Source organism: Streptomyces sp. NPDC031554, from assembly GCF_055580685.1.
The window spans coordinates 448,184-474,024 of record NZ_JBVIKX010000001.1 but is presented as its reverse complement, the minus strand read 5'-3'; the positions used below and the strand labels follow the sequence as shown (position 1 = coordinate 474,024).

21 protein-coding genes are annotated in these 25,841 nt (G+C 70.8%); 10 read left to right on the top strand and 11 right to left on the bottom strand.

Annotated features, from left to right (window positions below; genetic code table 11):
• Positions 1-26 precede the first annotated feature (26 nt).
• The 5 genes from ACZ5FU_RS02025 to ACZ5FU_RS02005 form a co-directional block, all read right to left on the bottom strand.
• Positions 27-1,484, bottom strand: a complete 1,458-nt coding sequence (locus ACZ5FU_RS02025) for a peptidoglycan D,D-transpeptidase FtsI family protein (RefSeq protein WP_468642359.1) — start codon at positions 1,482-1,484, stop codon at positions 27-29.
• Between the two features lie 173 nt (positions 1,485-1,657).
• Positions 1,658-3,025, bottom strand: a complete 1,368-nt coding sequence (locus ACZ5FU_RS02020) for an FtsW/RodA/SpoVE family cell cycle protein (protein ID WP_469044234.1) — start codon at positions 3,023-3,025, stop codon at positions 1,658-1,660.
• A gap of 174 nt (positions 3,026-3,199) precedes the next feature.
• A complete protein-coding gene (locus ACZ5FU_RS02015; protein ID WP_469044233.1) occupies positions 3,200-4,642 on the bottom strand; it encodes an ATP-binding protein in 1,443 nt (480 codons plus the stop codon).
• A complete protein-coding gene (locus ACZ5FU_RS02010; protein ID WP_451525547.1) occupies positions 4,639-5,451 on the bottom strand; it encodes a hypothetical protein in 813 nt (270 codons plus the stop codon). Before ACZ5FU_RS02010 ends, ACZ5FU_RS02015 begins: the two co-directional genes overlap by 4 nt.
• Before the next feature lie 306 nt (positions 5,452-5,757).
• Positions 5,758-6,264, bottom strand: coding sequence for a protein-tyrosine phosphatase family protein (locus ACZ5FU_RS02005; protein WP_451525548.1), 507 nt, complete (start codon positions 6,262-6,264; stop codon positions 5,758-5,760).
• Positions 6,265-6,373: 109 nt separating this feature from the next.
• Between ACZ5FU_RS02005 and ACZ5FU_RS02000 the strand changes: the two genes are divergently transcribed.
• Together ACZ5FU_RS02000 and ku are read left to right on the top strand one after the other, a co-directional pair.
• Positions 6,374-7,180: a nuclease-related domain-containing protein gene (locus ACZ5FU_RS02000; protein WP_468642366.1), complete on the top strand. Its 807-nt coding sequence runs from the start codon at positions 6,374-6,376 to the stop codon at positions 7,178-7,180.
• A gap of 190 nt (positions 7,181-7,370) precedes the next feature.
• Entirely contained in the window at positions 7,371-8,390 is a 1,020-nt protein-coding gene (gene ku, locus ACZ5FU_RS01995) for a non-homologous end joining protein Ku (RefSeq protein WP_469044231.1), read from the top strand.
• A 407-nt stretch (positions 8,391-8,797) separates the two neighbouring features.
• Here ku and ACZ5FU_RS01990 read toward each other — a convergent pair whose 3' ends face one another.
• Positions 8,798-9,037: a hypothetical protein gene (locus ACZ5FU_RS01990; RefSeq protein WP_469044229.1), complete on the bottom strand. Its 240-nt coding sequence runs from the start codon at positions 9,035-9,037 to the stop codon at positions 8,798-8,800.
• A gap of 442 nt (positions 9,038-9,479) precedes the next feature.
• On the opposite strand from ACZ5FU_RS01990, the gene ACZ5FU_RS01985 reads away from it, so the two are divergent.
• From ACZ5FU_RS01985 to ACZ5FU_RS01970, 4 genes are all read left to right on the top strand, one after another.
• Complete coding sequence (locus tag ACZ5FU_RS01985; protein ID WP_469044228.1) at positions 9,480-9,866, top strand: hypothetical protein; 387 nt, start codon at positions 9,480-9,482, stop codon at positions 9,864-9,866.
• A gap of 129 nt (positions 9,867-9,995) precedes the next feature.
• Positions 9,996-11,753, top strand: coding sequence for a beta-galactosidase (locus ACZ5FU_RS01980; RefSeq protein WP_469044226.1), 1,758 nt, complete (start codon positions 9,996-9,998; stop codon positions 11,751-11,753).
• Positions 11,754-11,891: 138 nt separating this feature from the next.
• Positions 11,892-12,971, top strand: coding sequence for a LacI family DNA-binding transcriptional regulator (locus tag ACZ5FU_RS01975; RefSeq protein ID WP_469044225.1), 1,080 nt, complete (start codon positions 11,892-11,894; stop codon positions 12,969-12,971).
• Between the two features lie 252 nt (positions 12,972-13,223).
• Positions 13,224-14,063, top strand: a complete 840-nt coding sequence (locus tag ACZ5FU_RS01970; protein WP_469044223.1) for an ABC transporter substrate-binding protein — start codon at positions 13,224-13,226, stop codon at positions 14,061-14,063.
• A gap of 115 nt (positions 14,064-14,178) precedes the next feature.
• Here the strand turns inward: ACZ5FU_RS01970 and ACZ5FU_RS01965 are convergent, their stop codons facing one another.
• Positions 14,179-16,935 (bottom strand): SpoIIE family protein phosphatase, encoded by a 2,757-nt coding sequence (locus tag ACZ5FU_RS01965; RefSeq protein ID WP_469044718.1) that lies wholly within the window; start codon positions 16,933-16,935, stop codon positions 14,179-14,181.
• A 429-nt stretch (positions 16,936-17,364) separates the two neighbouring features.
• On the opposite strand from ACZ5FU_RS01965, the gene ACZ5FU_RS01960 reads away from it, so the two are divergent.
• The 3 genes from ACZ5FU_RS01960 to ACZ5FU_RS01950 all read left to right on the top strand — a co-directional run bounded on the left by ACZ5FU_RS01960 (position 17,365) and on the right by ACZ5FU_RS01950 (position 20,978).
• Positions 17,365-17,748, top strand: a complete 384-nt coding sequence (locus ACZ5FU_RS01960) for a DUF6083 domain-containing protein (protein WP_469044221.1) — start codon at positions 17,365-17,367, stop codon at positions 17,746-17,748.
• Positions 17,749-18,615: 867 nt separating this feature from the next.
• Entirely contained in the window at positions 18,616-20,613 is a 1,998-nt protein-coding gene (locus tag ACZ5FU_RS01955) for a hypothetical protein (RefSeq protein WP_469044219.1), read from the top strand.
• A complete protein-coding gene (locus ACZ5FU_RS01950) occupies positions 20,613-20,978 on the top strand; it encodes a hypothetical protein (RefSeq protein ID WP_469044218.1) in 366 nt (121 codons plus the stop codon). The genes ACZ5FU_RS01955 and ACZ5FU_RS01950 overlap by 1 nt, the downstream gene beginning before the upstream one ends.
• Positions 20,979-21,060: 82 nt before the next feature.
• Here the strand turns inward: ACZ5FU_RS01950 and ACZ5FU_RS01945 are convergent, their stop codons facing one another.
• The 4 genes from ACZ5FU_RS01945 to ACZ5FU_RS01930 all read right to left on the bottom strand — a co-directional run bounded on the left by ACZ5FU_RS01945 (position 21,061) and on the right by ACZ5FU_RS01930 (position 24,354).
• Complete coding sequence (locus ACZ5FU_RS01945; RefSeq protein ID WP_469044216.1) at positions 21,061-21,393, bottom strand: hypothetical protein; 333 nt, start codon at positions 21,391-21,393, stop codon at positions 21,061-21,063.
• Positions 21,390-22,463: an HNH endonuclease gene (locus ACZ5FU_RS01940; RefSeq protein WP_469044215.1), complete on the bottom strand. Its 1,074-nt coding sequence runs from the start codon at positions 22,461-22,463 to the stop codon at positions 21,390-21,392. Before ACZ5FU_RS01940 ends, ACZ5FU_RS01945 begins: the two co-directional genes overlap by 4 nt.
• 146 nt (positions 22,464-22,609) lie before the next feature.
• Positions 22,610-23,125 carry a HEPN domain-containing protein gene (locus ACZ5FU_RS01935; protein ID WP_469044213.1) on the bottom strand — a complete coding sequence of 172 codons (516 nt, stop codon included), beginning with the start codon at positions 23,123-23,125 and terminating at the stop codon, positions 22,610-22,612.
• Positions 23,126-23,139: 14 nt separating this feature from the next.
• Positions 23,140-24,354, bottom strand: coding sequence for a DUF262 domain-containing protein (locus ACZ5FU_RS01930; RefSeq protein WP_469044211.1), 1,215 nt, complete (start codon positions 24,352-24,354; stop codon positions 23,140-23,142).
• Positions 24,355-24,931: 577 nt separating this feature from the next.
• Between ACZ5FU_RS01930 and ACZ5FU_RS01925 the strand changes: the two genes are divergently transcribed.
• A complete protein-coding gene (locus ACZ5FU_RS01925) occupies positions 24,932-25,780 on the top strand; it encodes a helix-turn-helix domain-containing protein (RefSeq protein ID WP_469044209.1) in 849 nt (282 codons plus the stop codon).
• Positions 25,781-25,841: the final 61 nt, after the last annotated feature.

Genomic DNA, 25,841 nt, shown 5'->3' with positions numbered 1-25,841 from the left:
GGAAGCCCGGTGCGGGAAGTCCCGCCTCAGGGGCCGAGCACCGCCTCCATGACCGACCGCGCGATCGGCGCCGCGAGCCCGCCCCCGGTGATGTCCCGCCGCCTCGCCGCCGAGTCCTCCACCACCACCGCGACCGCCACCTTCGGCTCCATGTCCCGGTCGCCCTGCGCCCAGGAGACGAACCAGGCGTACGGCGTCCCGGCGTTGCCGATGCCGTGCTGGGCGGTGCCGGTCTTGCCGCCGACGGTCGCGCCCGCGATCGCGGCGTTCCTCCCGGTCCCCTCGCGCACCACGTCCGCCATCAGCTCCCGCAGCCGCCGCGCGGTCGACGGCCGCAGCACCTGCCGCGCCGGACGCACACCGGCCGAGGCGACGGTCGCCCCGCCGCCGCGCGTCGTCCGCTCCACCAGGTACGGCGTCCGCACCCACCCCCCGTCGGCCACGGCCGCCGAGACCATCGCCATCTGCAGCGGCGTGGCCCGCGTGTTGTACTGCCCGATCGAGGACAGGGCCAGCTGGGCCCGGTCCACCGAGATGTCGAAGGTGCTCCGCGCGACACCGAACGGGATGCGCACGTCCGCCGCGTTGAATCCGAAGGCCTGAGCCGTCCCCGCCATGCCGGCGAGCCCCACGTCCACGCCGAGCTTCGCGAACACCGTGTTGCACGACCACCTGAACGCCTCCCGCAACGGCGCGTCCTCGCAGCCCTCGCCCCCGTTCGCCAGCAGCGTCCTCGTGCCGGGCAGCCGGTACGGCGCCGGCGAGTCGGTCGGCGCGTCCAGATCCCTGATCACGCCCGCGTCCAGCGCCGCCGCCGCGGTGACCACCTTGAACGTCGACCCCGGCGGGTACGTCTGCCGCACCGCCCGGTTCAGCATGGGCCGGTCCGGGTCGGAGTTCAGCCGCTCCCACGCCCGCTCCACCGCGGGCCCGTTCCCGGACAGCACGGCGGGGTCGTACGACGGCGCCGACACCAGCGCCAGGATCCGTCCCGTCGACGGCTCCACCGCCGCCACCGCGCCCTTGCGCCCGGTCAGCCCCTCGTACGCGGCCCGCTGGGCCCGCGGGTTCAGGGTCGTCACCACGTTCCCGCCGGCGGGCAGGGAGCGGGTGACGTCGTTCCACAGCGGCAACGGCGCCAGCCCGGGGGCGGTGCCGGAGAGGACGTCGTCGTGGGAGTGCTCCAGGAACGTCGTCCCGTACGTCTGCGAGGCGAAGCCGGTCACCGGTGCGTACAACGGGCCGTCCAGGTAGGTCCGTTCGTAGCGCAGCTGCTCCCGGGTGTCCCGGGAGCCGGTGACCGGCACGCCCCCCACCAGGATGTTCCCGCGGGGCTGGCCGTAGCGGGCGATGGCGGCGCGCCGGTTGGCCGGGTTGCCGTCGTAGGTGTCGGACCGGACGACCTGGAGGCGGGCGGCGTTGACCAGCAGGGCCACCAGGAGGAGGGCGCAGAAGAACGCGGCGTGGCGGACGTGACGGGTCATCACGGGGCCACCCCGGACCGCGGGCGGCGGCTCCGGCGCACGGCCGTTCCCCCGGGGCGGGGCCGCCCGCCGCGGGGACCCCGCGCGGCGCGCGGCGCTCCTCCCGGCCGTTTCCCCGCCCGTCTCCGTGTCCGCCGGCCCGCCCGTCTCCGCGTCCGCCCGCCGGGGTCCGTTCACGGCGCGGCCTTCCCGTCGTCCTGGCGTCGTGCCGCATCACTGATGCGGATCAGCAGCGCCACGATCGCCCAGTTGGTGACGACCGAGGAGCCGCCCTGCGCGAGGAACGGCATCGCCATCCCGGTCAGCGGGATCAGTCCGGTCACCCCGCCCGCGATCAGGAACACCTGGAGCGCCCAGATCGAGGCGAGCCCGACCGCCAGCAGCCGGCCGAAGGGGTCGCGCAGGGCCGGCCCGGCCCGGTAGCCGCGCTCCACCAGCAGCCCGTACAGCAGGAACAGCGCGGACAGCCCCGCCAGGCCCAGTTCCTCGCCGGCCGTGGCCAGGATGAAGTCCGACTTGACGGCGAAGCCGATCAGGACGGAGTGGCCGCGCCCCAGACCGGTGCCGAAGGTGTCGCCGGCGGCGAAGGAGAACAGCGACTGCGCCAGCTGGCCGGGGCCCTCGCCCGCCTCGATCGACGCGAACGGGTGCAGCCAGTCCTCGACCCGGCTGTGGACGTGCGGCTCCAGCAGGCCGACGGCGACCGCGCCCAGCGAGGCCGGCAGCAGCCCGACCGCGGTCCATCCGGCACGGCCGGTGGCCACGTAGAGCATCACCACGAAGAGGCCGAAGAAGAGCAGCGAGGTGCCGAGGTCGCGCTCCAGGACCAGCACGCCGACGCTCAGCAGCCAGACCGCGACGACCGGCCCGAGGACCCGGCCGGTCGGCAGCTGCGCGAACCCGATCCGGCGGCCCGCGTGCGCGAGCGCGGTGCGGTTGGCCGCGAGGTACGCCGCGAAGAACACCGCGAGCAGGACCTTCGCGAACTCGCCGGGCTGGATGGAGAATCCGGCGATCCTGATCCAGATCCGGGCGCCGTTGACCGCCGGGAAGAGGATCGGCAGCGTCAGCAGGGCCAGCGCGGCGACCACGCACACGTACGCGTACCGCTGGAGCACCCGGTGGTCGCGCAGGGCGGCGACGACGAGGACGAACAGGGCCACGCCCAGCGTCGACCAGACGAGCTGGGCGGGCGCCGCCCGGTCGCCGGGCGTCTCCAGGTCCAGCCGGTGGATCAGCACCAGCCCGATCCCGTTGAGCAGCACCCCGATGGGCAGCAGCAGCGGATCGGCGTACGGCGCGCGCAGCCGGACCGTCAGGTGGGCCAGCAGCGCGAGCACCCCGAGCCCGGCGCCGTAGCCGGCGGCGCCGGGCGGGACGGTGCCGTTCCTGGCGAGGCCGACGGCGCAGTAGCCGTACACCGACAGCAGGACGGCCAGGACGATGAGGCAGAGCTCGACGCCGCGGCGTCCGGGCGGGCGCACCACCGGGGCCGGCGCGTCCGCCGTCGGGGCGATGGCTTCGGCTCCGGCTTGCGTCATGTCCGGAACTTACCCAAATGTGGCCCCTTGTGAGCCGTGGTGGACGATCGGTGTCAGCGGCGGCGTGGCGTCGGGCCGGACCGGGTGCGGGCGGGCGCGGGGGCGCGGGGCGCCTCCGGCGGGGGACGGAACCGACGTGCCGTCATCCTGGGACCGGTCGCCGCCGGTCGCCCGTCACGCTGCGCCATCGGGGAGGCCGCGGCCGCCGGGGGGCGTGGTCCCGCCGCGGGCGACCGTCTCCGGGGGCGGTGCGTGAGGCAGCGTCAGCGTGGCCACCGCGCCACCGTCCGGCGCGTTGCCGAAGGTCAGCCGGGCGCCCAGCACCTCCGCCTGGCCGGCCGCGATCGTGAGGCCGAGGCCGTGCCCCCTGGCGCCCCCCTCGGTGCGGAACCGCTGCGGCCCGTGCGCCGTCAGGTACTCCGGATAGCCGTCCCCGTGGTCCCGCACGGTCACCACCGGCCCGTCCACCGTCAGCACCACCGGCGCCCGCCCGTGCAGGTGCGCGTTGGCGACGAGGTTCCCCAGCACCCGCTCCAGGCGGCGCCGGTCGGTCTCGACCCGGGCGTCCCGGACGACCCTGACCTCGGTGCCGGTGCCGGTGCCGGTGCCGGTGCCGGTGCCGGTGCCGGTGCCCGTGCCCGTGTCGGTGCCCGTGACCGGGCGGGGACCCGCGGGGCCGCCCGGCGGGGCGCCGGAGGAGGCCGCCGCCCGTACCACCCGGCGCGCCACCGCCCCCAGGTCCTCGGTGTCCGGCTCCAGCCGCTCACGGCCGGTGTCCAGGCGGGAGATCTCCAGCAGGTCCTCGGTGAGCGTGCGCAGCGCCGCCACCCGGTCGCGCACCAGCTCCGTCGGCCGTCCCGGCGGCAGCAGTTCGGCCGCCGCGTGCAGCCCGGTCAGCGGGGTGCGCAGCTCGTGCGCCACGTCGGCGGTGAAACGCTGCTCGCTCAGCAGTTTGCCCTGGAGCGAGGCCGCCATCGAGTCCAGCGCGACGGCGACGGCGGCCACCTCGTCCTGCGGGCGGGTCGCGTCCTTGGTGCGGGGATCGTCCACGCGCGCGTCCAGGTCACCGGCGCTGATCCGCCGGGCGACCCGCGCGGTGGCGTGCAGCCGCCGCGTCACCCGGGTCACCGCGAACGCGCCCACCAGCAGCGTCGCCCCGATCGCGAGCGCCGACGACCCCAGGATCGCGCTGTCCAGCGCCTCGATGGTGCGGGCGCTCTGCGCGTAGTCGACGGCGACCGCGAGGGCCCTGCCCCGCCCCGCGGTCCCGCCCCGCCCGCCGTCGGCGGGCCCGGCGGCCCACATCGTCGGCCGCCCGCGGTGCTCGGCGACCATCGTGCCGCGCTCTCCCGCCACCGCCAGGTCCCGCAACGCCGCGGGCAGCCCCGGCGGGTCGACGCCCGCGCCGAAGCCGAGCGTGTCCCCCGCCTCGAACGCCGTGGTGGCGTCCTCCAGCCGGGACAGCGCGAGACCGCGGGCCTCGCCGACGGTCTGGCGGGTCACCGAGACGTGCACGAGGACGCCGAGCAGCGCGGCGAGCGCACAGCACATCACCGTGATGAACACGGCGGCCTTCACGGCGAGCGTGCCCGACCACCGGGGGAGCGCGGGCCTCATCGGCCGCTCGCCGAGGCCGAGGGGGAGACCCCCGAGCCGGCCGTCGGCCGGGGCGGCCGGGTCCGCCCGCCGCCCCGCACCCCGGTCCGCACCATCTCGTCGTGCGTGAGCAGCATCGCCCGCTGGTCCTGGTCCCACGTCCACTGCAGGCGGTACTCGTACCCGGCGACCTCGGAGGGCGAGCGGATGATCACCGACCGCCCGGCCAGCTCCACCGCGCTCACGGCGTCCTCCCACCCCATGACCTGCACCAGCCGGTGCCCGTCGACCGTGTACACGCGCACAGCCGTCAGATCGCCGGGCAGCCGCCGGAAGCCCAGCGTCAACTCGTCCCGCCCGTCACCGGTCAGATCGCGGTAGTACGGCCGCAGCACCGGGCAGGGACTCCGCCCGGCACCGCTCCCGGCGCAGTCGGCGAGCCGGTCGGCCGTCTCGTGGTACGGCGCCCCGGAGCCCTCGTAGTCGCCCGGATGCGCGGCGATCTCCCGGCGTACGACGTCCACCGGGTCCACCCGGCGGACGTCGTCGGCGGGGACGGCGACCCCCTTCACGACCGCGGTGTTCACCTCGTCGATGTCGAACGCCGGACTCGACGCCGCCGGCAGGTCCGGCCACAGCTTCTCCGGGCTGACCGCCGTCGGCGTCGCCCCCGCGCTCCGCAGCCCGCCGGCGTCGCCGCAGGCCGCGGTCGCCGACGCGAGCAGGGCGACGGCCGCCAGCGCGAGGGCGGTGCGGGCGGGGCGCGGGTGCGGCACGGGGCTCCTGTGATCAGGGGTGACGGGCGGCCCCGTACACCTTATGCACGCCATTCGTAAGGAAGTCCTTTTTGCGTACCGATCGGGCGCCGATCGACGGCCCGCCCGGGACGACCGGCCGACGAGTGGCGGACGACCGACGGGTCCGGCCGACGGGTCCGGCCGGTGGACGACGGTCGGCCCCGGCCTTCGGACCCGACCGTCGGACGACCGGCGAGCTCGGGCCGGCCGTCCGTGGGCCGGCCGTCCGTGGGCGGCCGGATGAACCGCCGCGGGACGACCGGGGAACCGCCGCGGGGCAGCCGGGGAGGCGGTCGCGGACCCTCGGGGAGGTCGGTCGCGTACCGCCGGGAGAAACGATTACTCGGCCAGCTCCTCCAGTAACCGGGCCGTCGGCAGGCCCGCCCGCAGGTACTCCACGAACAGCTCGTTGTGCAGGGCCCAGGGAGAGCGCCGCGACCGTATCAGCCCGATCGCCTCGTCGGGCGAGTGGCCCCGGCCCACCAGCGCGTGGGCGACGACCAGACCCGAGCGGTTGTACCCGTGCCAGCAGCGGACCAGCACCGAACGGCCCTCGTCCAACGCCTCACCGGCCGCCTGCGCCAGCCGCATCACCCCGGCGAGCTGGGTGCCGTCCAGGGGCCCGTCCGGGATGGGCCAGACATGGTGCGCGACGCCCCGGTCGGGCCCGTGTCCGGGCAGCCGCAACAAGGTCTGGACGAGATCGAACTCGCCCCGTACCACGGCGAACTCCCGCTGTCCGCTCCGACCGCGGAACTCGTGTCCGCCCATCCACAGGCCGGGCACGATCTCGTTCCACGGGCTGTCCGGAGCCGGTACGTCGGGTTGCTTCCTGCGGGTCCGCAACGGCGCCTCCCCAACCGCGTCCCTGGGGCATGCCCAACTCCTCCCCAAGGTAATCGCCTTCTTGCCGCCGCGGCACCCGCCTGTTCCCATGGTCATGGGGTGATGGTGCATGAACGGACTGCGCGTCGTACCGGCCTGGCGCCACGGCCGGGAGCGGCTGTACGTCTGTCTGCGGGACGGCAGGAACATCGCCTGGTACGACAGGGAGGCCGGCCGGGTCAGCCTCCTCAGCGACGACCGCCGGGCGGACGTCCTGGAGGCGCTCGGCCCCTTCCTGACCGGCTCCGTCACGGTGGGCCCACCCCCCGTCCCCACCCCCGCCGAACTGGCCCGCCTCACCCTCCACCCCGACGACGACCTCGCCCCCAACCGCCCCGGCGAGGCCCTCCTGATCGACCTCGAGCGCGACCCCGGCCCCACCCGTCTGCTGCGCCCCGACCCGCGCCGCCGCGCCCTGGAGGCCGAGCAGACGGTCGGCGGACTGCTGGACCGGCTGGACGGCGCCGGCTGGCACACCCTGCACTCCGTCCCGCTGCCCGGCGGCGACCGCGTCCACCACCTGGCGATCGGCCCCGCCGGACTGTTCGCCGTGCACACCGTGCACGCCCGCAGGCAGCGGGTCCGCGTATCCGGCCCGCTCGTCGCCGTCGGCCGCCACGAACCCCGGCCCCTGCTGCGCCGGGTCCGCGCCGACGCCGACCGCGCCTCCCACGCGCTGACCGCGGAGGTCCGCCCGGTACTGGCCCTGGTCGGCCCGGCCGACGTACGCGTGGACGGCGCGCCGCGCGAGGTGCGGGTGCTGCGGGACACGGAACTGGCGGGGCTGGCGCGGCTGGGCGGCGTACTGAAACCCGCGGACGTGGAGGCGCTGTACGCGATGGCGCGCGACCGAGGGACGTGGGCCTCCGGCGGCTGAGCCGCGTCCCGCGCGCGGGGCTCGCGAACAGGTGCGCGGGAGACGGGTGCCGTCGCCCTCCCCCCTCGGTGACGGGCCCACGGCGGGTCCGCGACGGGCGCCGCACGGCAGAAATTGCGAGGATGGCCCGCACGGGTTCCCATATGTCTCATAGGTGGCTTTGGCCGGCGAGACCGGGAGGGTGCTGCACGTGCGATCCCTATGGAACGGTGCCCTCTCGTTCGGCCTCGTCAGCATCCCGGTCAAACTGGTGAACGCCACCGAGAGCCACTCGATCCCGTTCCGCCAGGTCCACGTCGAGGACGGCGGGCGCATCCGCCACCGCAAGGTCTGCGAGCTGGAGGACCGCGAGGTGAGCCAGGCGGAGATCGGCAAGGGCTACGAGGCGGCCGACGGGACGATCATCCCGATCACCGAGGACGACCTGTCCCACCTGCCGCTCCCCACGGCCAGGACGATCGAGATCGTGGCCTTCGTCCCGGCCGACCGGATCGATCCGCTCCAGATGGACGCCGCGTACTACCTCCAGGCGGGCGGCGTCCTCGCGGCCCAGCCGTACACGTTGCTGCGGGAGGCGCTCAAGCGCAGCAACAAGGTCGCCGTCACCAAGTACGCGCTGCGCGGCCGTGAACGCCTCGGCATGCTCCGGGTGGTCGGCGACGCGATCGCCATGCACGCCCTGCTGTGGCCCGACGAGGTCCTCACCCCGGACGGCATGGCCCCCGCCGCCGACGTCACGGTCCGCGGCAGGGAGCTCGACCTCGCGGACGCCCTGATGGACGCCCTCGGCGAGGTCGACCTGGCGGACCTGCGCGACGAGTACCGCGCGGCCGTCGAGGAGGTCGTCGCCGCGAAGGTGGCGGGCGAGGCACCCCCCGAGGCGCCCGGCACCGCCCCCGCGGGCAGGGTCCTGGACCTGGTGACGGCCCTGGAGAACAGCGTCCGCGCCGTACGGGAGGCACGCGGCGAGCCGGCGGGGCGGGAGGAGGCCGGGACCGGACGAGGGGCGGCCCGCGCGGCCCCGAAACGGACCGGCGGCAAGAAGTCCACGTCGGCGGCGAAGAAGGCGGCGGCCTCTCCGAGGAAGACCACGAAGTCCACCCAGCCGCCGGAGAAGCCGGTACCGACGGCCAAGAGGACGGCTGCGGCGAGCGGCACGGCGAAGAAGCCGACGACCAAGAAGACGACGACACGCAAACGGCCGGCGTGAGGGTCCGGCCCGAACCGGACCCCCTCGGGCGGCCTCTTCCACACGCCCCGCGCCGGCCCCGTCCCGCCCTGCGCCGGCCCCGTCCCGCCCTGCGCCGGCCCCGTCCCGCCCTGCGCGCCCCGTGTCCCCGTGCCCGCGCCGTCCGCGCCGCCCGGTCTCAGATGAAGCCCCGCACCGTGGGCGATCGGCCCGCAGCCGCAGGCCTCGCACCCACGCCGTCCGCGCCGCCCGGTCTCAGATGAAGCCCCGCACCGTGGGCGATCGGCCCGCAGCCGCAGGCCTCGCACCCACGCCGTGCGCGCCGCCCGGTCTCGGGCGGTCCCCTCCGGCTTCCGCCCGGTCGGCGTGCCATCGTCGCTCCACTTCCCGGCCGCCGGCCGCGATGCCTGCGGCCCACTCGGCGCTGCTCACCCGCCGCCCCTTCCCGATCGACGCCCCCACCACGTCCGAAAGCCCCACCGGGTCGACACCCCCACCGCGAGGGAGACGACGACCGCACCCGCGTCGATGACGTGCGGCAGGCCGGGAAAGAAGGCGAAGAAGGCGAGTGACGTGCCGAGCCCGCAGAAGAGGGCGACGATCCCGTTCCGCCTCCACCGCGCTTCGGGGCGAGCCCCCGACTCTTGCTGACGCTGCTGCTCGATCATGCCGGGACTCGCTTCGTGACGTGGTGGCACCGGCCGGCGCGCTTGATCCCCTTGACGAACGGCTGGGCACACGCCTTGCCGTGGCGGAGGAGTGTGCGGAGGGAGTCGTGGCGCATCGGCTCGATCTGTCGTTCCGCGGACGACATCGGAGCAACAGCCGCGCCGCCCGTCAGGTTCGCCGGATCCACCCCCCTTCACCGCGACGAGTGATCGTGAGGCGTGGGCGCTGACCAGCGGGAACGTTCACGGGTGCGGCAGGTCTCGCACGGTGGGCGGCGGCCGGCCGCCTCTCGCCGCACGCTCGCTCCGCGAACATCTTGACCCGGACGCCTTTGTTACCGGTAACATATTTCCCCGTCGGAGCCGCACCGCGCCCAGCCACCGCCCAGGAGTCCGAGTGACCTGTCAGCCCACGGTGCGTCACTCGCCACGAGCCCGTCACGTGCCCGCCCCCGTCCTCGACCGGCCCGCCACCGCCGCCTCCTGCGCCCGGGGCGTCCCGGTCGATGCGCTCCGGGTGCTTCACGGCCCCGCCGTCCCGGCCCTCCGCGGGAACTTCGGGCCGTCGCCCTCCACCGCCGGACCGGCGCTCAGCGCCCACCTCGTCGGCGACGTGGCAGGCGTCCTCCTCCTCGGCCGGCGCCACGGCCGGATCGGCGACAGGCCGATCCTCGCCGTCTCCCACCTCCTCGCCGCCTCCCACCTCCTCACGACCGTGGTCTCCGCGGCCTGCCCGGCAGCCGCCCTCCGGCTGGTCCGGGCGACCCGCACGGCCGACACCGGCCCCGGACACCGCCCCTTCCCGGCCACCGACGCCCTCGGCCGCTGACGCCCCGGACACCCGCGCGGCACCCGCAACCGTCCGCCGCCCCTCCACCTCCGCCCGCACTCCACCCCGGCCCCCAGCCCCCGACCACCAGCCCTCTCAGTCCCCCTCCAGCCCTCGAAGGGACCGCACATGCCCGCCCTGACCACCACCCCCGACGGCTTCCTGCTCGACGGCGCCCCCCTGAGGATCATCTCCGGCGCCCTCCACTACTTCCGGATCCACCCGGACCACTGGTCCGACCGCCTCCGCAAGGCCCGTCTGATGGGGCTGAACACGGTGGAGACGTACATCCCCTGGAACCTCCACCAGCCCGAGCCCGGCACCCTCGTCCTCGACGGCCTGCTCGACCTGCCCCGCTTTTTGCGCCTCGCCGCCGACGAGGGCCTGAACGTCCTGCTCCGCCCCGGCCCGTACATCTGCGCCGAGTGGGACGGCGGCGGCCTGCCCCACTGGCTCACCGCCGACCCCGACATCCGCCCGCGCAGCAGCGACCCCCGCTTCACGGACGCCGTCGACCGCTACCTCGACCTCCTCCTCCCCCCGCTCCTCCCGCACATGGCCGCGTCCGGCGGCCCGGTCATCGCCGTACAGGTGGAGAACGAGTACGGCGCCTACGGCGACGACACGGACTACCTCAAGCACCTGGAAGCCGCCCTGCGCACCCGTGGCGTGGAGGAACTCCTCTTCACCTGCGACCAGGCCGACCCCGAACACCTCGCCAAGGGCAGCCTCCCCGGCGTCCTCGCGACCGGCACCTTCGGCAGCCGGATCGACCGCTCCCTGGAGCGCCTGCGCGAGCACCAGCCCGAAGGCCCGCTGATGTGCTCGGAGTTCTGGATCGGCTGGTTCGACCACTGGGGCGGCCCGCACCACGGCCGGGACGCGGCCGACGCCGCCGCCGACCTGGACCGCCTGCTCTCCGCGGGCGCCTCGGTCAACATCTACATGTTCCACGGCGGCACCAACTTCGGCTTCACCAACGGCGCCAACCACCACCACACCTACGCCCCCACCGTCACCTCCTACGACTACGACGCCCCCCTCACCGAGCACGGCGACCCCGGCCCGAAGTACCACGCCTTCCGCGAGGTCATCGCCCGCCACGCACCCGTCCCGGACGAGCCGGCCCCCGCTCCGGCGCGCAAACTGCCGCCGACCACAGTGGAGTTGACCCACCGCAGGCCCCTCCTCGCGTCGGTCCCCGCGAAGGCCGTCCCCGCGCCCGCGGACCCCCTCTCCGCCGACGCCCTCGGCCTGCGCGCCGGTCACGCGCTGTACCGCACCACGCTCCCCACGGAGGGACTCGGCCTCCTCCACTTCACCGGCGGAGTGGGCGACCGCGCCCAGCTCTTCGTGGACGGCGCCCCCGTCGGCGTACTCGAACGCGAGCGCCAGGAGGAGACCCTGCCGGTCCGGGTGCCACGAGCCGGCGCCGAACTCCACGTCCTGGTCGAGAACATGGGGCGGGTCAACTACGGTCCCCGCATCGGCACCCCCAAGGGCCTGCTGGGGCCGGTCACCTTCGACGGCACACCCCTGCACGGCTGGGACTGCCACCCCCTGCCCCTGGACGTACCGCCGCCGCTGCCCTACGCCCCGGCCCCCGCCCCCCTGTCCGCGGAACCGGCCTTCCACCACGGCACCTTCGAGGTCGCGACCCCCGCGGACACGTTCCTCTCCCTGCCCGGCTGGACCAAGGGCCAGGCCTGGATCAACGGCTTCCACCTGGGCCGCTACTGGAACCGCGGCCCCCAGCGCACGCTGTACGTCCCGGCGCCCGTCCTGCGCCCCGGCACCAACGACCTGGTCCTCCTGGAGCTCCAGGCCACCACCGCCACCCGCGCCCACCTCACGGACGCGCCGGACCTCGGCCCGGCGGGCCACTGACCCTCCGCCCGCACCACCGCCCGCACCACCGGCCCGCTCCCGCCACCTGACCACGGCCCCCGGCACCGACCGGCCTATCCTGTGGACCGGCGGGAGCGGGACCCGGCGAGGGACAGCAAGCAGAAGAGGGCACCCAGGATGACCCCAAGCGCCGCCGACGACGGCCCGGCGACCAAGGGAGGCGGCCGCAGCCGCCGCAACTTCGCGGGCGCGCGCCCCGTGATGGCCGACGTGGCGCAACTGGCCGGCGTCTCCAAGCAGACGGTCTCGCGGGTGCTGAACGACCACCCGGCCGTACGCCCGCAGACCCGCGAGGCGGTCCTCGCGGCGATGCGTACGCTCGGCTACCGCCCCAGCCGCAGTGCCCGCTCGCTGGCTAGCGGCCGGACCCGGATGCTCGGGGTGATCTCGTTCGACGCGGCCCGCTACGGCCCCGCCTCCACCCTGACCGCGATCAACGCGGCCGCGCAGGAGGCCGGTTACCTGGTCAGCTCGATCGCCCTGAACACCGTCGACCGCGACACGGTCGTACGGGCGGCCGACCGTCTGTCGGCAGAGGGCGCGGACGGCGTGATCGCGATCGCCCCGCAGCTGCGCGTGGCGAAGGCGCTGGCGGAGGCCCGCCTGGACACCCCGCTGGTGGTCCTGGACAACGACCTCGGCGACGGCACCCCGGTGGTCACCTCGGACGCCCGCGCCGGGGCCCGCAAGGCCACCGAACACCTCCTGTCCCTCGGCCACGCCACGGTCTGGCACGTGGCCGGCCCGAGGGGCTGGGCGTCGGCGGACCGCAGGGCGGAGAGCTGGCTGGCCACCCTGAGGACCGCGGGCGCCCCGGTCCCCGCCCCCCTCCTCGGCGACTGGAGCGCCGACTCCGGCTACGACCTGGGCCGCGAACTGGCGCGGGACCCCGAGATCACGGCGGTCTTCGTGTCCAACGACCAGATGGCCCTGGGCGTCCTGCGCGCCCTGCACGAGGGGGGCCGCCGCGTCCCCGACGACGTCAGCGTGGTCGGCTACGACGACATCCCGGAGGCGGCCCACTTCCTCCCCCCGCTGACCACCGTCCGCACGGACTTCACGGACATCGGCACCCGCGCCCTCCACGTCCTCCTCGCCCGCATCGACACCCCGACGGCACCCCCGCCGCCCCTGACGGTCACCCCCGTGGACCTCCTCGTCCGCGAGAGCACGTCGGCACCGGCACGGAAGCGCTGAAGCACGGGCGCGCAGAATCCCGGGAGCCCGGGAGCCCGGGAGCCCCGGAGCGCAGGGGATGATCTCTCCCGCGGCGCGTAGGGCGGGCGCGGACCGTGACCCGACGGGGGAGCCGGCAGGGGTCCGGGACGCCTCCCCCGTGGCTCCGGCAGTCGTATGGTTCGGGGTGTTTTATGGTGGCTCAAGGAGTACGCCCCCACCGGAGGTGCAATGATGCGCGCCGCGGCAGCGATCGTCTCTCCGGCTGTCAGCGTGGCACTCATCTTCGCGACATCGGCTTGCGACCAGGGCGGGGCGCAGTCGTCGGACGTCCGGTACGGCGGCTGCCAGGTGTCGGGACATCACGGGGAGTTCCACCTGTCGCCCGAGACGCCGGGCGCCCTCACGGTCAGGACGACCCTGCCCGCGCCCGGCTGGTGGAACGGCGACACGCCGGACTCCGTCAAGAGCGGCTACGAGTACTGCATGGCCGCCAACATCGCCTACCGGTCCGGACTCGACCGGGTGAAGGTGCAGAACGCCCCCTTCCCGGACGTCGTGTCCGGCCGGACCTCGGACTTCGACCTGGCCCTGGCACAGATCACGATCACCCCGGAGAGGAGCGAGGTCGCCGAGTTCTCCCCGCCCTACCTCTCCTCCACCCTGGGAGTGCTGATCAGGGACGGTGAGCGGATCGACGGGGGCAACATCCGTGACGTCCGCATCGGGGTGGCCGAGGGCACCACGGGCGAGGAGTTCGTCGAGAACCGCCTCGATCCGACCAAGCCCGTCACCGCCTTCGCCAACGACCCGGAGATGGTCACGGCGCTGGAGGAGGGGCGGATCGACGCGGTCGTCCACGACACGACGATCCTGCTGGCGTACCCCCGGAAACAGGAGGGCAGGGTGCGCCTCGTGGGCCAGTACAGGACCGACCAGGGGTACGGCGCCCTGTATCCGAAGGGGTCGCCCGACAAGGACGAGCTGGACCGGATCATCAGGCAGCTGATCGACGACGGGACGCTCACCAAACTGTCGGCCGTCTATCTCGGGGCCGCCTTCGGCCAGGACCCGGCCAAGATCCGGTACTTCACGGTCGACGACGGCTCCTGAACGCTCCGGGGCGTGCGCACGCCCCGGGCCCCGGGCCCCCGGGCCCCGGGCTCAGGGGCGGACGGCGGTCCGGTCTCCGTGCCGCTCCGCAGGCCCGCGTCACAGGAGGCCCGCGTCACAGGAGGTCCGCCGTCAGGAGACCGCTCAGGTCCCCGCCGGCTCCGGCGTCGAGCGCCTGCTCGGCCCAGATGATCTTTCCTCGATCGGTGTACCGGGTCCCCCAGCGGCGGGACAGCTGCGCGACCAGGAACAGACCACGGCCCCCCTCGTCGGTGAAGGTCGCGCGGCGCAGGTGCGGGGAGGTGCTGGTGCCGTCGCCGACCTCGCAGATCAGGCTGTCGCGGTCGCGCAGCAGCCGCAGACTGATGGGGGTCCCGCCGTACCGGATGGCGTTCGTCACCAGTTCGCTGAGGATCAGCTCGGTCGTGAAGACGCTCTCGCCGAGCCCCCAGGATTCCAGCCTGCGGGTGGCCTCGGCGCGGATCCGGGGGACGGCCGCGGGGTCGTCGGGCACCTCCCACTCCCTGACCTGTTCCCGGTCGAGCAGCCGGGTGCGGGCGACGAGCAGGGCGACGTCGTCACTCGACCCGGCGCGCAGCATCGCGTCGAGCACCGTCCGGCAGGTGTCGTCCGGAGTGGCGCCGTCCGTGCCGGCGAGCGCCTCCCTCAGCATGCCGAGTCCGACGTCGATGTCACGGCCGCGGGCCTCGACCAGGCCGTCGGTGTAGAGGACCAGCCGGCTGTCGGCGGCCAGCCGGAGTTCGGCCGTCTCGACCGGCAGGCCCCCTCCCACGCCGAGAGGCGGGGCGACGGGGACGTCGGGGAAGGTCACGGAGCCGTCGGACGAGACCAGCGCCGGACCGGGATGACCGGCCCGGGCGACAACACAGCCCCCGGAGACCGGATCGTAGACCGCGTACAGGCAGGTGGCACCGGTGACGGCCTCGGTGTTGCCCTCCGCCGCCGCGTCCTGGTCGATCCGGGTGATCAGGTCGTCCAGGTGCGCGAGAAGCTCGTCCGGGGGCAGGTCCAGGGCGGCGAAGTTGTGCACCGCGGTCCTCAGGCGGCCCATCGTCGCGGCGGCGTGCAGACCGTGTCCGACGACGTCGCCGACCACCAGGGCCACCCGGGCCCCCGGCAGCGGGATGACGTCGTACCAGTCCCCGCCCACCCCCGCCTGCGCGGGGAGGTACCGGTGTCCGACCTCCAGGGCGGACAGCTCGGGGAGCACGCCGGGCAGCAGGCTGCGCTGGAGGGTGACGGCCGTGGTGTGCTCGCGGGTGTAGCGGCGCGCGTTGTCGATGCACACGGCCGCCCGGGCGGCGAGTTCCTCGGCGGGGGACAGGTCGTCCGACTCGAAGAGGTCCTGCTGCGAACGCCAGAACTCCACGACCCCCAGCAACTGGCCCCGGGCCCGGAGCGGCACCGAGATCATGGAGTGGATGCCGTACTCGATGACCTTCCGGGCCCGCTCCGGATCCTGGGCACGCCATCCGTCGGCCGTGGCGAGACGCGCCACCAGGACCGGCCGGCCGGTGGCCATGCCGACGGCCACCGGGTTGCCGGGCACGTGGCGTATCAGCGTCCCGACGGGATGGAGGGGCGTCTCCCCCCGGATGCCCGCGGCGGCGACACGGCGCATCTGCGTACTCGCCCCCGTCGGTTCCCCACCGTGCAGCACGGGCTCCATCAGCTCGACGGTGGCGAAGTCGGCGAAGCGCGGCACCGCCACCTCGGTCAGCTCCTCGGCGGTGCGCTCGATGTCCAGGGTGGTGCCGATCCGCGTGCTGGCCTCGTAGAGCAGTCGCAGGCGCCCGCCCGCCACGTCCGCCCGGCCCGCGAGAGCGCGCAGCTCCGTGGTGTCCCGCAGGGTGGCCACGCTGCCGCCCCTCGGGTCCACCGGCCGTACGTTGACCGCGAGCAGGATGTCCCCGGCCAGGAAGACCTTGTCCGTGGCCGCCCGGCCCGATCCCAGCAGTCCGGCCAGGGCCGGGTTCAGCCCGAGGCCCGTGACCGGCCTGCCCTCGGCCTCCGGCGGCAGCGCGAGCAGCCGGCGCGCCTCGTCGTTGACCAGCAGCAGCCTTCCGGCACCGTCCAGGATGATCACGCCCTCACGGACCGCGTGCAGCACCGCGTCGTGGTGCTCGTACATGCGGGTCATCTCCACCGGCCCCAGGCCCCGGGTCTGGCGCCGCAGACGTCCGCTGACCAGTGCCGACCCACCCGCGGCCAGCAGCAGCGCGACACCGCCGGCGACGAAGATCACCGGCAGCTGGTGCCGCACCACACTGGTCACCTTGCCCACCGTGACGCCCACGGTGACGAGGCCGACCGCGGTCCCCTTCTCGTCGAAGACGGCCACCGTCGAGTCGACCGCCTTGCCCAGGCTGCTGTCGAACGTGGTCTGGTGGGGCTCGCCCCCGAGCGCCTCGTCGTAGGAGGTGGAGACGTGCTTCCCGATCTGGTCCGGGTCCGGGTGGGTCCACCGGAAGCCGTAGGGGCTCAGCGCCACGACGTAGTCGACACCGGTTCTCCTGCGCACCGCCTCGGCGTGCGGCTGGAGCGCCGCCGTCGGGTCGTCGCTCTCCATGGCCTTGGCGGTGCCCGGGGCGTTCGCGAACGACTCGGCCGCCACCAGCGACCGGTCGCCGGCCTCCTGGATCGCACGGTTGCGGTCCTGGACCACGAGCACCACCACGGCCGTGGCGATGAGCAGCAGGACGACCACCAACTGCAGCAGGAAGACCTGCCCGGCGACACTGCGCGGCTTCAACGACGCCAGCACGCGCCGGGGGGCCGAAGGGCGAGGAGCCTCCGGTCCGGCTTCAGGCGGCCCGGCCTCCGGCGGCACCCGGCCGTTCCGTCGGCCCATCGGGGCGTATCGCCCAATTCTACCCATTTCCCCAGTATCAGTGACCACCCTGACGGGCGCGGCCCAGGACGGGCGCGGGCCGGTCTTGCCCGGTGGACCGGGCCTGGCCGGGGCGGTGCCGTGGCGTGCGAGGAGCGGCCCGCACGCGGACCCGGCGGCGGACACGCATCGCGCCGAGGCCGCGGGCGGCGAGAAGTCGTTGCACGCGTACGAGTGATCACGCGCCCAGGTCCTCAGCCCTCCAGCCCCCCAGCCCTCCAGCCCGCTCGGGCCGGAGGGCTTCGCCGTGTCCCGGCCGTGTGCCGTCGGTCGTCGGTTGCCGTCCGCACCTGCCGCGTCGCGTTCCGTCCCGCCGGCGGACGGTCGTCCCGGGAGTTACGTCCGGTTCGCGCTCTACGCCTGGACCGCCGGACTGGCGACCCTCACTGTATGGGGGTCCCGGAGGAGAAGTCGCGACGGCTGGGTGGTGGGCAGTCCCACTGCCCGCATTGCGGGTTGCCGCAGGAACGGGTGGCGACACTCGAACAGGACTGGGTGCCGCTGGAGCCGGACACGCGCCCGCCGGCTCACACGGTCCCGGCGGAGCACCGGTGGATCGAGCTGTCCGACGGGCGGGTGACGGTCTACGGGGTCAGTCCGCCGGATCAGTTCCAGCGATGCCGCATCGAGCACCGTCTCGCCTGCCCGGCGCAGCCGCTGCCGGATCTCTGGCGGTGGCTGACGTCCCTACGGGAGGAGAACGCGCGGCGAGCGGAGCGGCAGGGCGCCCCGGAGCCACCCCCGCCTCCCGAGGAGTGGCCGCACGCCGGCTGACGCAAGCCTCGGAAACTCCAGGCCTGATCAGCGAAAACGCCCGAAGGCCCCGCCCGCGAGAGCCCACGGACCTCGTCATGAAGCCGCTCAGCGTTGCATGTGGCTGCACAAACGCGAAGACCCCGGCTCCAGCGTTTCCGCTGGTGACGGGGTCTTTGGGCACCTCATACAGGGTGCCCCCGGCAGGATTCGAACCTGCGCACACGGCTCCGGAGGCCGCTGACGTACCTCACGTATGTGCAGCTCACACCCCTGCATCCGTTCGGGCTCGGGTTACCAGTCCACGAATGGTCCACGGTGCAGCACACCCGGCGTCACCGTGTCTCACGGCCGGAGCTGGCGTCGGCAGGGCATTGCCGAAGTAACGACGTGCGTTCGGCCAGGATCGGGCAGTTTGGGTGAAGGGTAGGGGCCGCCGCCCCGGTAGGTCCGACCAAAATCCGGGTGGCTTTGCCGCGCGCACATCGATCCACATGAGCCGTACCCACGCCCTGAGGACAGTCCGCAGGCTTATAGCGCTAAACCTGATGTTACGTCAAGTCTTTTATGGATATCGGCATTTGACTTGCACGGCATCTTCATGAGGGCTGAGACTGCTGCGCAGTGACGCGAGACACGCGTGACTGCGCCCTCCTGTGAAGCGCCGACTTCTGTGGAGTGCAGCGAGGCCCACCCCCACCGCTCGTACGCGAGTGTCGAGGCCGGACTAGCGCAGTCTGGATGCGTTTCGTGCCGCTCCCACCGATGCGGGCCGGATCCGCGGGCGTGGGTGCGAGGGCTGGTGTTCGGCGTGCCTGGCTCCCGCGTGAAGTGACACCGCGGGAGAACGACTCTCGCGGTGCAGGGAGCCGGCAAGGAGGCCCTCTCATGGCACCCAACCCCTCAACCAGCGGCGAGCCGACCGTCAACGGCGAACGGACCGAGCTCTCCAAGCCTCTCCGTCGCGTTCCTCCCATTCCCGACCCCACCCTGCACAAGGATCTTCGCGCCGCTCTGAAGAAGCGGGGGATGGCGGATCGCGTGGCCGGCGCTATCTCGACGATCTGGACCGATCCGGCTGCGGTGCTGCCTCAGGTGGATAACCCCCAGCGCCGTCGGATCCCGGGCGCGTACCTGCTCGTGATTTCGGGCTCGGTTTACACGTCGCGGCTCGTGCCCGATCCGCTCAACCCGCGCAACCTGGACCATGTTCAGTTCGCGCTCGCCCAGGCCAAGGGCGCGCCGCCGGCCACCCTGGTGCCGGCCGTGCAGGAGGGTGAGGGCGAGCTGGCTATCCGCGTCGAGAGCCGCGACGCGCTTATCGAACAGGTTGACTGGGCGATCGAGACGACCCGCAACCGCAACAGTCCGCAGCCGGACATTGCTGAACAGGGCATCATGGACCCGCCGATCGGCGTGGCTACGACCGTGTTCTACGACGACACGGATGAGACACCGACCACGCACATCTTCGTCCGCGAGGGCTCCAGTCGGACCAGCCACGGCCTGTACAACGTGGGCGCGACTGCTGATGAGGTTCTCTTCTCCCTTCCTCGTAACGCCAGTTCAATGCAGGCCCACATCGACAAGATCAACAGCTACGTCAGCAAGCCTGCCGAGGACATCTCCGCGACGGAGAAGGGCGCGATCCGCTGCGCCGTCACGGACTTCGAGCTCATCATCGGCGTGGTGCCGGACGTAGCCGGAGCGGTGGACCTGTCGCAGGCCATTAAGGCCCGTGTGGCCCAGGACCACCTCAACACCAAGGAGCCCTGGACCGACGCCGCCAAACACACCGCCCTCGCCGAAGAGTGCCTGCTCTCTGCCCGCGCCGCAGGGGTCATTTCCAGTGATGCGGAGGCAGACTGGCTGGGAGGTCGCCTCACCCCCAAGGAGGCTGAGGCACGCAAGATCGTAGCGTTCGGAGACGACCGCGCGGCCCGTGCGGTTCACCTGTTCACCACCGATGACAAGCAGATCCACAACGCCGTCCGTCAGCCGATCGCCCTGGTCCTCACCAACGAACCGACTGGCCGCAAGCGCACCCGAGTCACCACCAAGACCAAGCTGCCCCTGGCCGTTGAGCTCATCGTCAGGGAAAAGAGGGGTGCTTCGTCTGACGGCGAGCTTGACCGCTTCCGCAAGGTGCTTACGGAGGCCCTTCCCGCCGACCTGCAGAAGACGCCGTGGCGCCCGACCAAGCGCTCCCCCGAGCAGCTCTATCAGGCAGCTCTCAAGGAGATCGAGGAAGTAAAGGACGAACGGCCTGCCGGTATCGAACTGTGGGTGCGCGCTGCCTACGTCCTCGCTAAGCACAACGCCATTAGCGGGCCGCGCCACGACGTGGGGGCCGGCGGTGACCGCCGTCGAGCCGGGGCTGTCATGGAGGCGCTGGCTGACACGGAGCAGGGACTTCGCCACCTGCGTCAGGTGATCGAAGACGACCGGTCCGGGCTCCCGCCCCGCCAGGTCGATGACCAGGGCCAGCCGCGCAAGGATGGCGAGGGCAACGACCTCCCCATTGACAACGACTTCCTGCGCACCAAACTCGCGCCGAAGGGCGGACAGACTCCGCCGCCCCTGAGCCCCGACAAGGCAGTGCACGAGCACTACAAGCGCGGCGTGCTGGCCACCAAGGATGCCCTTCGCGGCCTGGAGGCGGAGATGCGCAACCTGGCCGGTCTGGTGGACGACGACGGCGTGCCGCTGATTGAGCGGGAAGGGAAGTCCCACGCCCGGCTCCTCATGGACAAGCTGCAGAACCTTGCTGCAGAAGCCCAGGACTGGTGGGAGAAGGCGGTTGAGGCGCAAAGCACCTCCTCGTCGTCCCTCGTGGCCGAGGTGGAGGACGACGAGGATGAGGACGACGAGGACGAGGCCGCCTGATGAAGAAGGGCACCTACACGGCGCTCGCGGATCTGTGCGGGCCCTACCTGCTGTGCCCGATGCCGGAGCGGCTGATGCCCAGCCCTGAGGCCATGCCGCTCGCCTCGTGTGCGGTGTATGTGGCGGTCGACGAGCGCGACGCCGTCTGTTATGTCGGTTCCGTGTGCAGGCCTAGTGACACCCAGGGACTGGGCAGCCACGTTGCTGAGTACCTGGCAGACCTTCCCAAGGCGGAGAAGTGGGCAGGGGTGTACGCCCTCCCACTCAGGCCTGACACGCCTGAGCCCGAAGTAAGGAGCATCGGCGGGGATATCGCCGGATGGCTCCTTCCGTATGACCGTGAACGCTGGCCGCAAGCTGGCTAGAAAAGTGGAACGCCGGGTGGCCGCGGCAGAAATCTCCCGGCCACCCAGGCTTATTTGGAAACGCTCGCTTATGCTCGGCGTCCTACTCCTCGACCCAGTCTTCTGCCACGGCGCGAATAAAATTCGATAGGTCAGCTTCTTGGGGAGGGACTCGTGTGGGATGCCGGGCCGCAAATACATCGTAATAGCGCTCGACTCGGCCACGGACCTCGTCGCCCTGCGCTTCTGCCGAGGCCAGAGCTAGGGCAACGTGTCCGGGGTCTCCGTACGCGCAGACTGGGCGTCCGAGGCCGTCATAGCCTTCGAAAAATTCGTCTGCTGACTCGAGCAGTTCATCAGCCAGAGCCGGCTCATGCACGATGAACATGCGGCCATCCTCGTCGAAGAGCAGCACGGGGTCCGCTGGATCGGTCATCGCTGGCCCTCCTGAACGGGGGAACGCACGGCGGCTTCGCCGCCCTGCCTCCCGACGGTGGCGGCACCACGAAGTCGCGATGCGCCGCGGTGTTCAATGGCGGCCTTCAGCTCGGTAGGAGTCGGCCAAGGTGCACGACGATGGATCATGCGATGGCAGTTCGCGCAGATGAGTGCTAGATCGCTGAGCCTGGTCTTTCCTTCGCCGGCTTCGTGCAGAGGTACGACGTGATGGCACTCCACATAACCGGCTCCGCGCTCGCCGTAGACCTCCTCAAAGTCGAAGCCGCATGCCTCGCACGCTAGGCTGCCGCCCTTTCGGATGACCGAGTCGATCTTCTTCTTGCGTAGCCCCTTGTTCCGTTCCCGCGCCCGGTGCCGGCGCAGCAGCAACCGCCCTTCGGGCGCGCTGAAGTCGTCAAACTCCTCGTCGTCAGCTTGGGTGAGATCCTGAAGCTCGCCAGTGCTGATGCCTTCGCGGATGAGACGCGCCACCTTAGTCATCCGGTCTGGACGCGCGAGGAATTCATGGAGGACTTCCACATCCAGGGCACCACCGTTCGTGGGCTTGCCACGGTAGTCAGGATGCCGGGTAGCAATGTCGAACGTCTTACGGGCCACACCGTTGGGGTTACGAAACCTGTCGTTGCGGTCCGCATCCGCATGGATAGGCAGCAGCTGGAGCAAGGCAGACAGTTCGACGACCCTTGGATCTTGCGCGTCCAGACCCTTCCAGCTATTTCCCATGACCAGATCACAAGCGAGGATGATCTCATCGCGTGCCCAGTCGGGGTTCTTGACGGCTCTGATTTGGAAGCCTAGGCGCCTCAACCAAGCGGCTGCGTGCTCCTTGCCACCACTGAACTCATTGGGAGCCAGCGCCCGCCCTTGGTCCCATTTGTGTGCTACTCCGGCAAGGGCCTTCGAGTCGTATTCCCGCCCCTCGTAGACTAGAACGTACGAGCGGGCCTCGCCGAAGCCGTACTTCGACAGGAAAGCCTCGCGTCCTGTTTCATCGTGCTCGGCAATAGCCTTAAGCACGGACCCCCGGGTGATCGCTCCTCTACGCATGGCTGAAGACTAAGGCAGGGGACTGCCGGTGCGGGAGTACTCTCGTTCTGATCGTCCAGTTCGTAGTCTTCCTCGGGCCGAATCGGATGACGGTCGAGTTGAGAGCGGCCGGCACAGCTACGCAGAGATAAGAACGACCGCCCTCTTCACTCTTCGGCCTCTTTGAAGGAAAGCTTCAGTAACTCGGGGATACGCTGAACGAACAAGTCGCCAAGCTCATAAAGCCCGTACACCTCGGCCAGCGTCTTGTCCAGGACGAAGCTCGCATAGTTGTTGTGGACCATGTTATTGCGGAGCGATCCGAGTTCCATGAAGGCGCTTATCTGGTTAGTCAATTCCGAGTCTTCGCGGCAATATTGTTTCATCCCCACTTTGAACTCAGAACCGAAAAGGGACCAAAACTGCCCCGCGTTTCGAGTGTCCCAATTGAAGAGTGTGTGATATTTTCTGCGGATTGCAGTCTGGTCTACCAGATCAACGATCTTCGAGTCCAGAGTGTTTTCGGCAATATGATCCCTGAGGGCCTGGCACACCCTATCTTCGAATTCACTGGCTGCAGCAAGGAGGAGCACCTTCGGCAAGGTGATTTGCAAAGTGGCGTGGTGGGATGCCTGTTGTTGGTCGCTTAGGTAGTCAAGTACGCTCCGGTGGTCGGCGTACATCCTCGCGACCCTGCTCATGAGGCGCTGCCGATGAGCTCATTAAGAAGTTGCTTGGTCTCGGCTAGTCTCCCCTTTACATTAGCAGTTTTGGTCGACCCCTCTTGGGCGTACTGGCTGAAGCGCTTGTCCCTTCCGATGTGCTCAATCCACTCAGGTCGGAGGGGAGGAATTTCCACCCCTTCTTCTTGTAGTCCCAGTGCAGCTACATAGACGGCTTCGAAGAGCAGGGGGCTGAAGCGGGCGGACCCCGCCTGATACGTGCTCCGAGAGCAATCGCGGTTCAGTTTCATGAACCAGGACCATTCATCTGCGGTTTGCTTGATCTTTTCAGGGCCGAACTTCTTTGACTTCTTGCAGAATCGGTTGACGAAACCAGTCATGGAGCCTGCGTAGCCATCGGTCCCTTCCCGCAAAGCAAGACTGCGGAGGATGATCTCCATATCTTTCATGCGGGAGTCGGGCTCTGAAGATCCGAGAAGATCGCGCCATTTAGCGTTTTCGTTCAGGCCGAAAATCTCTTGAAAGAAATTTGAATGATACAAGCTGGCGCGGATTTCCTGAGGATTGAGGTTCACGCCTCCAGTGTTCAATCGGTTGAACATCTCGAACATGGCAGAGTCGTCATCCGCAGGGCTCACCTGCTTCACGATCACATTCCGAATTGTCCGCAAGTCGAATTGGCGCTTGAATTCGTCGAGCGTGGAGTAAGTCCGCCCCGTAAACTTATTCTTCTTCTCTCCGGGAATGCTGGGGAGGCTGAGCTTAAAAGTCTCGAAATACTCATCATCCTGGAGGATTTCTTCAGAAATCCCACCTTCCGCGTTGAAGAGCCTGCGGATAGTGCTGCGCTTGTCCTTGCGTGGAAACCTTCCCTTAGCGAAGAAGAAAACGGTCATCAGCCTCTGCTGGCCGTCGATTACGAGGAAGTCATTGTTTCCTTCTTCGTAAAGGAATACTTGCGGGACGGGAAGGCCAAGGATGAGTGACTCGATTAGTTTTGATGCCCGCTTCCGATCCCACACGTAATTCCTCTGGAAGGGGGGGATCTTGATCGCGCCTTCTTCGATGAAACTATTGATTGTCCGGGTGTTGAAATCGTTAGGTGAGGCGACGATCTCGTACTCGTCGATCTGGCTGACGACCTCGTCCTCGGAAAGTTCCGTGACGTTGAGATGCTTGAGGTCGGACTCCTGGTCGAGTCCGTGCTCGTCGAGGTCCTGCTCCGTCACTAGATTGCTCCCTGACATGCCGATGCGTAGATCGACACTTTAACGATGTGTCAGGCGCTAGGGGAGCAGATACGAAGGAGAGATGACGATCCGTGCGGGCGGTGCGGCGGGTTCGCTGTACCAGGGATGGGAACAGGCCACGGCTCGTGTTGTCCGGTAACCCTGTGCGGTGTGCCAGACGCGCGGTCGGCGTAGCGACTTTGGCCGGGAGCTGCTTTGGCGCGAGTGATCATGGCCCCGTAAGCTTCTGGCGCGTCGGGCAGTCTGTGGACCTGCCCGGTAAAGCACGACGTTGGGGCCATGATCTTCGAGGCTCGCGCCAAAGTGGCTGGCTAAAGTCGCGTAGCCGACCGCCCCAGCCACAGTGGGTTTCCTGCCTCAGGCCGCATGCACGCAGCGCGCCGCCTGGCGCGGCCGGCCGGGGCGAAGACAGGAGGCGGGCCGCGCCAGGCGGCGCGCGCCCGCGCCGTGCGCGGGCCTTGAACCAGTAGAGAAAGTTTGAATCATGGCTGCTCTGCCGGTGCTGAACTGGCTTCTGTTGGCCGGTACCGCGTCCCTCGTGGTGTAGAACCCTGGCATGGGGAGTGAGCGGCGAGAGCTGATGAAGGCGCTTGGGGCACGTCTTCGTGGGCTGCGTGCAGAAGCCGGCCTGACGGGTGCTGCCTTGGCGGAGCGGGCCGGTGTAGGGCAACCGACCGTGTCCAAGGTGGAGAACGGGCGGATGGTCCCGAGTGTCGACGTCCTGGAACGTCTGTCGGACGCTCTCGGCCTGGACGGGGTGACCACTCGTGAGGTGCGTGACCTCCTGGTCGCGGTGATGGCCGCACCGGAGACCGGCAAGGCTTCCAATGAGGCTCCTGACGAAGCAACCCTCTATGAAGCGGCGCGATCCGCCCGGCTGGTCCGGTCGTTCCAATGCGTCGTCCTGCCGGCCATGCTCCAGAGTGCGGAGTACGCCCGGCACGTCTTCGACAGCGCACCCCGCACGACTCCTGAGGCGGTCGGTCGTGCCGTTGCTGCCCGCATCGAGCGGCAGAGCCTCTTGTACGAGCCTGGGCGCGAGTCGGTGTTCATGCTGACGGAGGGTGTGTTGAGGACGTGGCCGGGGAGTCCTGCGCTGATGCTCGCCCAGTTCGACCGGCTTTTGGCCGTGGAGAGCCTGAGCACCGTCCGCCTCGGCGTCATCCCGTGGCATCGGCCTGTGCCGGTGATGCCTCGGCACGGCTTCACCCTGTGCGACTCGCGCGCGGTGGTCGTCGAGACCTTCCGCGGCGAACAGGTCGTGGACGACTCCGCCGAAGTGGCCGCGTACGAGGAGATGTTCAGCCGCTTCGAAGAGGCGGCGGTCTTTGGGCCTGAGGTGCGGGAACTGCTGCTCCGAGTGATGGGGGAGTTCCGGGAGCTGGAGTCCTCCACCACCCGTTAGAGGAATAATTCCTCAAGATGCCTAGCTTGGGATCGGTGCATGGGAATACTCTGCCGCTGTG

Bases quoted from the DNA above. Each gene is read 5' to 3' on its own strand.
- ACZ5FU_RS01980 (WP_469044226.1), top strand. From the start codon at position 9,996: ATGCCCGCCCTGACCACCACCCCCGACGGCTTCCTGCTCGACGGCGCC.
- ACZ5FU_RS01945 (WP_469044216.1), bottom strand. From the start codon at position 21,393: ATGACCGATCCAGCGGACCCCGTGCTGCTCTTCGACGAGGATGGCCGC.
- ACZ5FU_RS02025 (WP_468642359.1), bottom strand. From the start codon at position 1,484: ATGACCCGTCACGTCCGCCACGCCGCGTTCTTCTGCGCCCTCCTCCTG.
- ACZ5FU_RS01935 (WP_469044213.1), bottom strand. From the start codon at position 23,125: ATGTACGCCGACCACCGGAGCGTACTTGACTACCTAAGCGACCAACAA.
- ACZ5FU_RS01960 (WP_469044221.1), top strand. From the start codon at position 17,365: ATGGGGGTCCCGGAGGAGAAGTCGCGACGGCTGGGTGGTGGGCAGTCC.
- ACZ5FU_RS02010 (WP_451525547.1), bottom strand. From the start codon at position 5,451: ATGGCGTGCATAAGGTGTACGGGGCCGCCCGTCACCCCTGATCACAGG.
- ACZ5FU_RS01965 (WP_469044718.1), bottom strand. From the start codon at position 16,935: ATGGGCCGACGGAACGGCCGGGTGCCGCCGGAGGCCGGGCCGCCTGAA.
- ACZ5FU_RS01975 (WP_469044225.1), top strand. From the start codon at position 11,892: ATGACCCCAAGCGCCGCCGACGACGGCCCGGCGACCAAGGGAGGCGGC.
- ACZ5FU_RS01925 (WP_469044209.1), top strand. From the start codon at position 24,932: ATGGGGAGTGAGCGGCGAGAGCTGATGAAGGCGCTTGGGGCACGTCTT.
- ACZ5FU_RS01990 (WP_469044229.1), bottom strand. From the start codon at position 9,037: ATGATCGAGCAGCAGCGTCAGCAAGAGTCGGGGGCTCGCCCCGAAGCG.
- ACZ5FU_RS01950 (WP_469044218.1), top strand. From the start codon at position 20,613: ATGAAGAAGGGCACCTACACGGCGCTCGCGGATCTGTGCGGGCCCTAC.
- ACZ5FU_RS01955 (WP_469044219.1), top strand. From the start codon at position 18,616: ATGGCACCCAACCCCTCAACCAGCGGCGAGCCGACCGTCAACGGCGAA.
- ACZ5FU_RS02020 (WP_469044234.1), bottom strand. From the start codon at position 3,025: ATGACGCAAGCCGGAGCCGAAGCCATCGCCCCGACGGCGGACGCGCCG.
- ACZ5FU_RS02015 (WP_469044233.1), bottom strand. From the start codon at position 4,642: ATGAGGCCCGCGCTCCCCCGGTGGTCGGGCACGCTCGCCGTGAAGGCC.
- ACZ5FU_RS01940 (WP_469044215.1), bottom strand. From the start codon at position 22,463: ATGCGTAGAGGAGCGATCACCCGGGGGTCCGTGCTTAAGGCTATTGCC.
- ACZ5FU_RS02000 (WP_468642366.1), top strand. From the start codon at position 6,374: ATGAACGGACTGCGCGTCGTACCGGCCTGGCGCCACGGCCGGGAGCGG.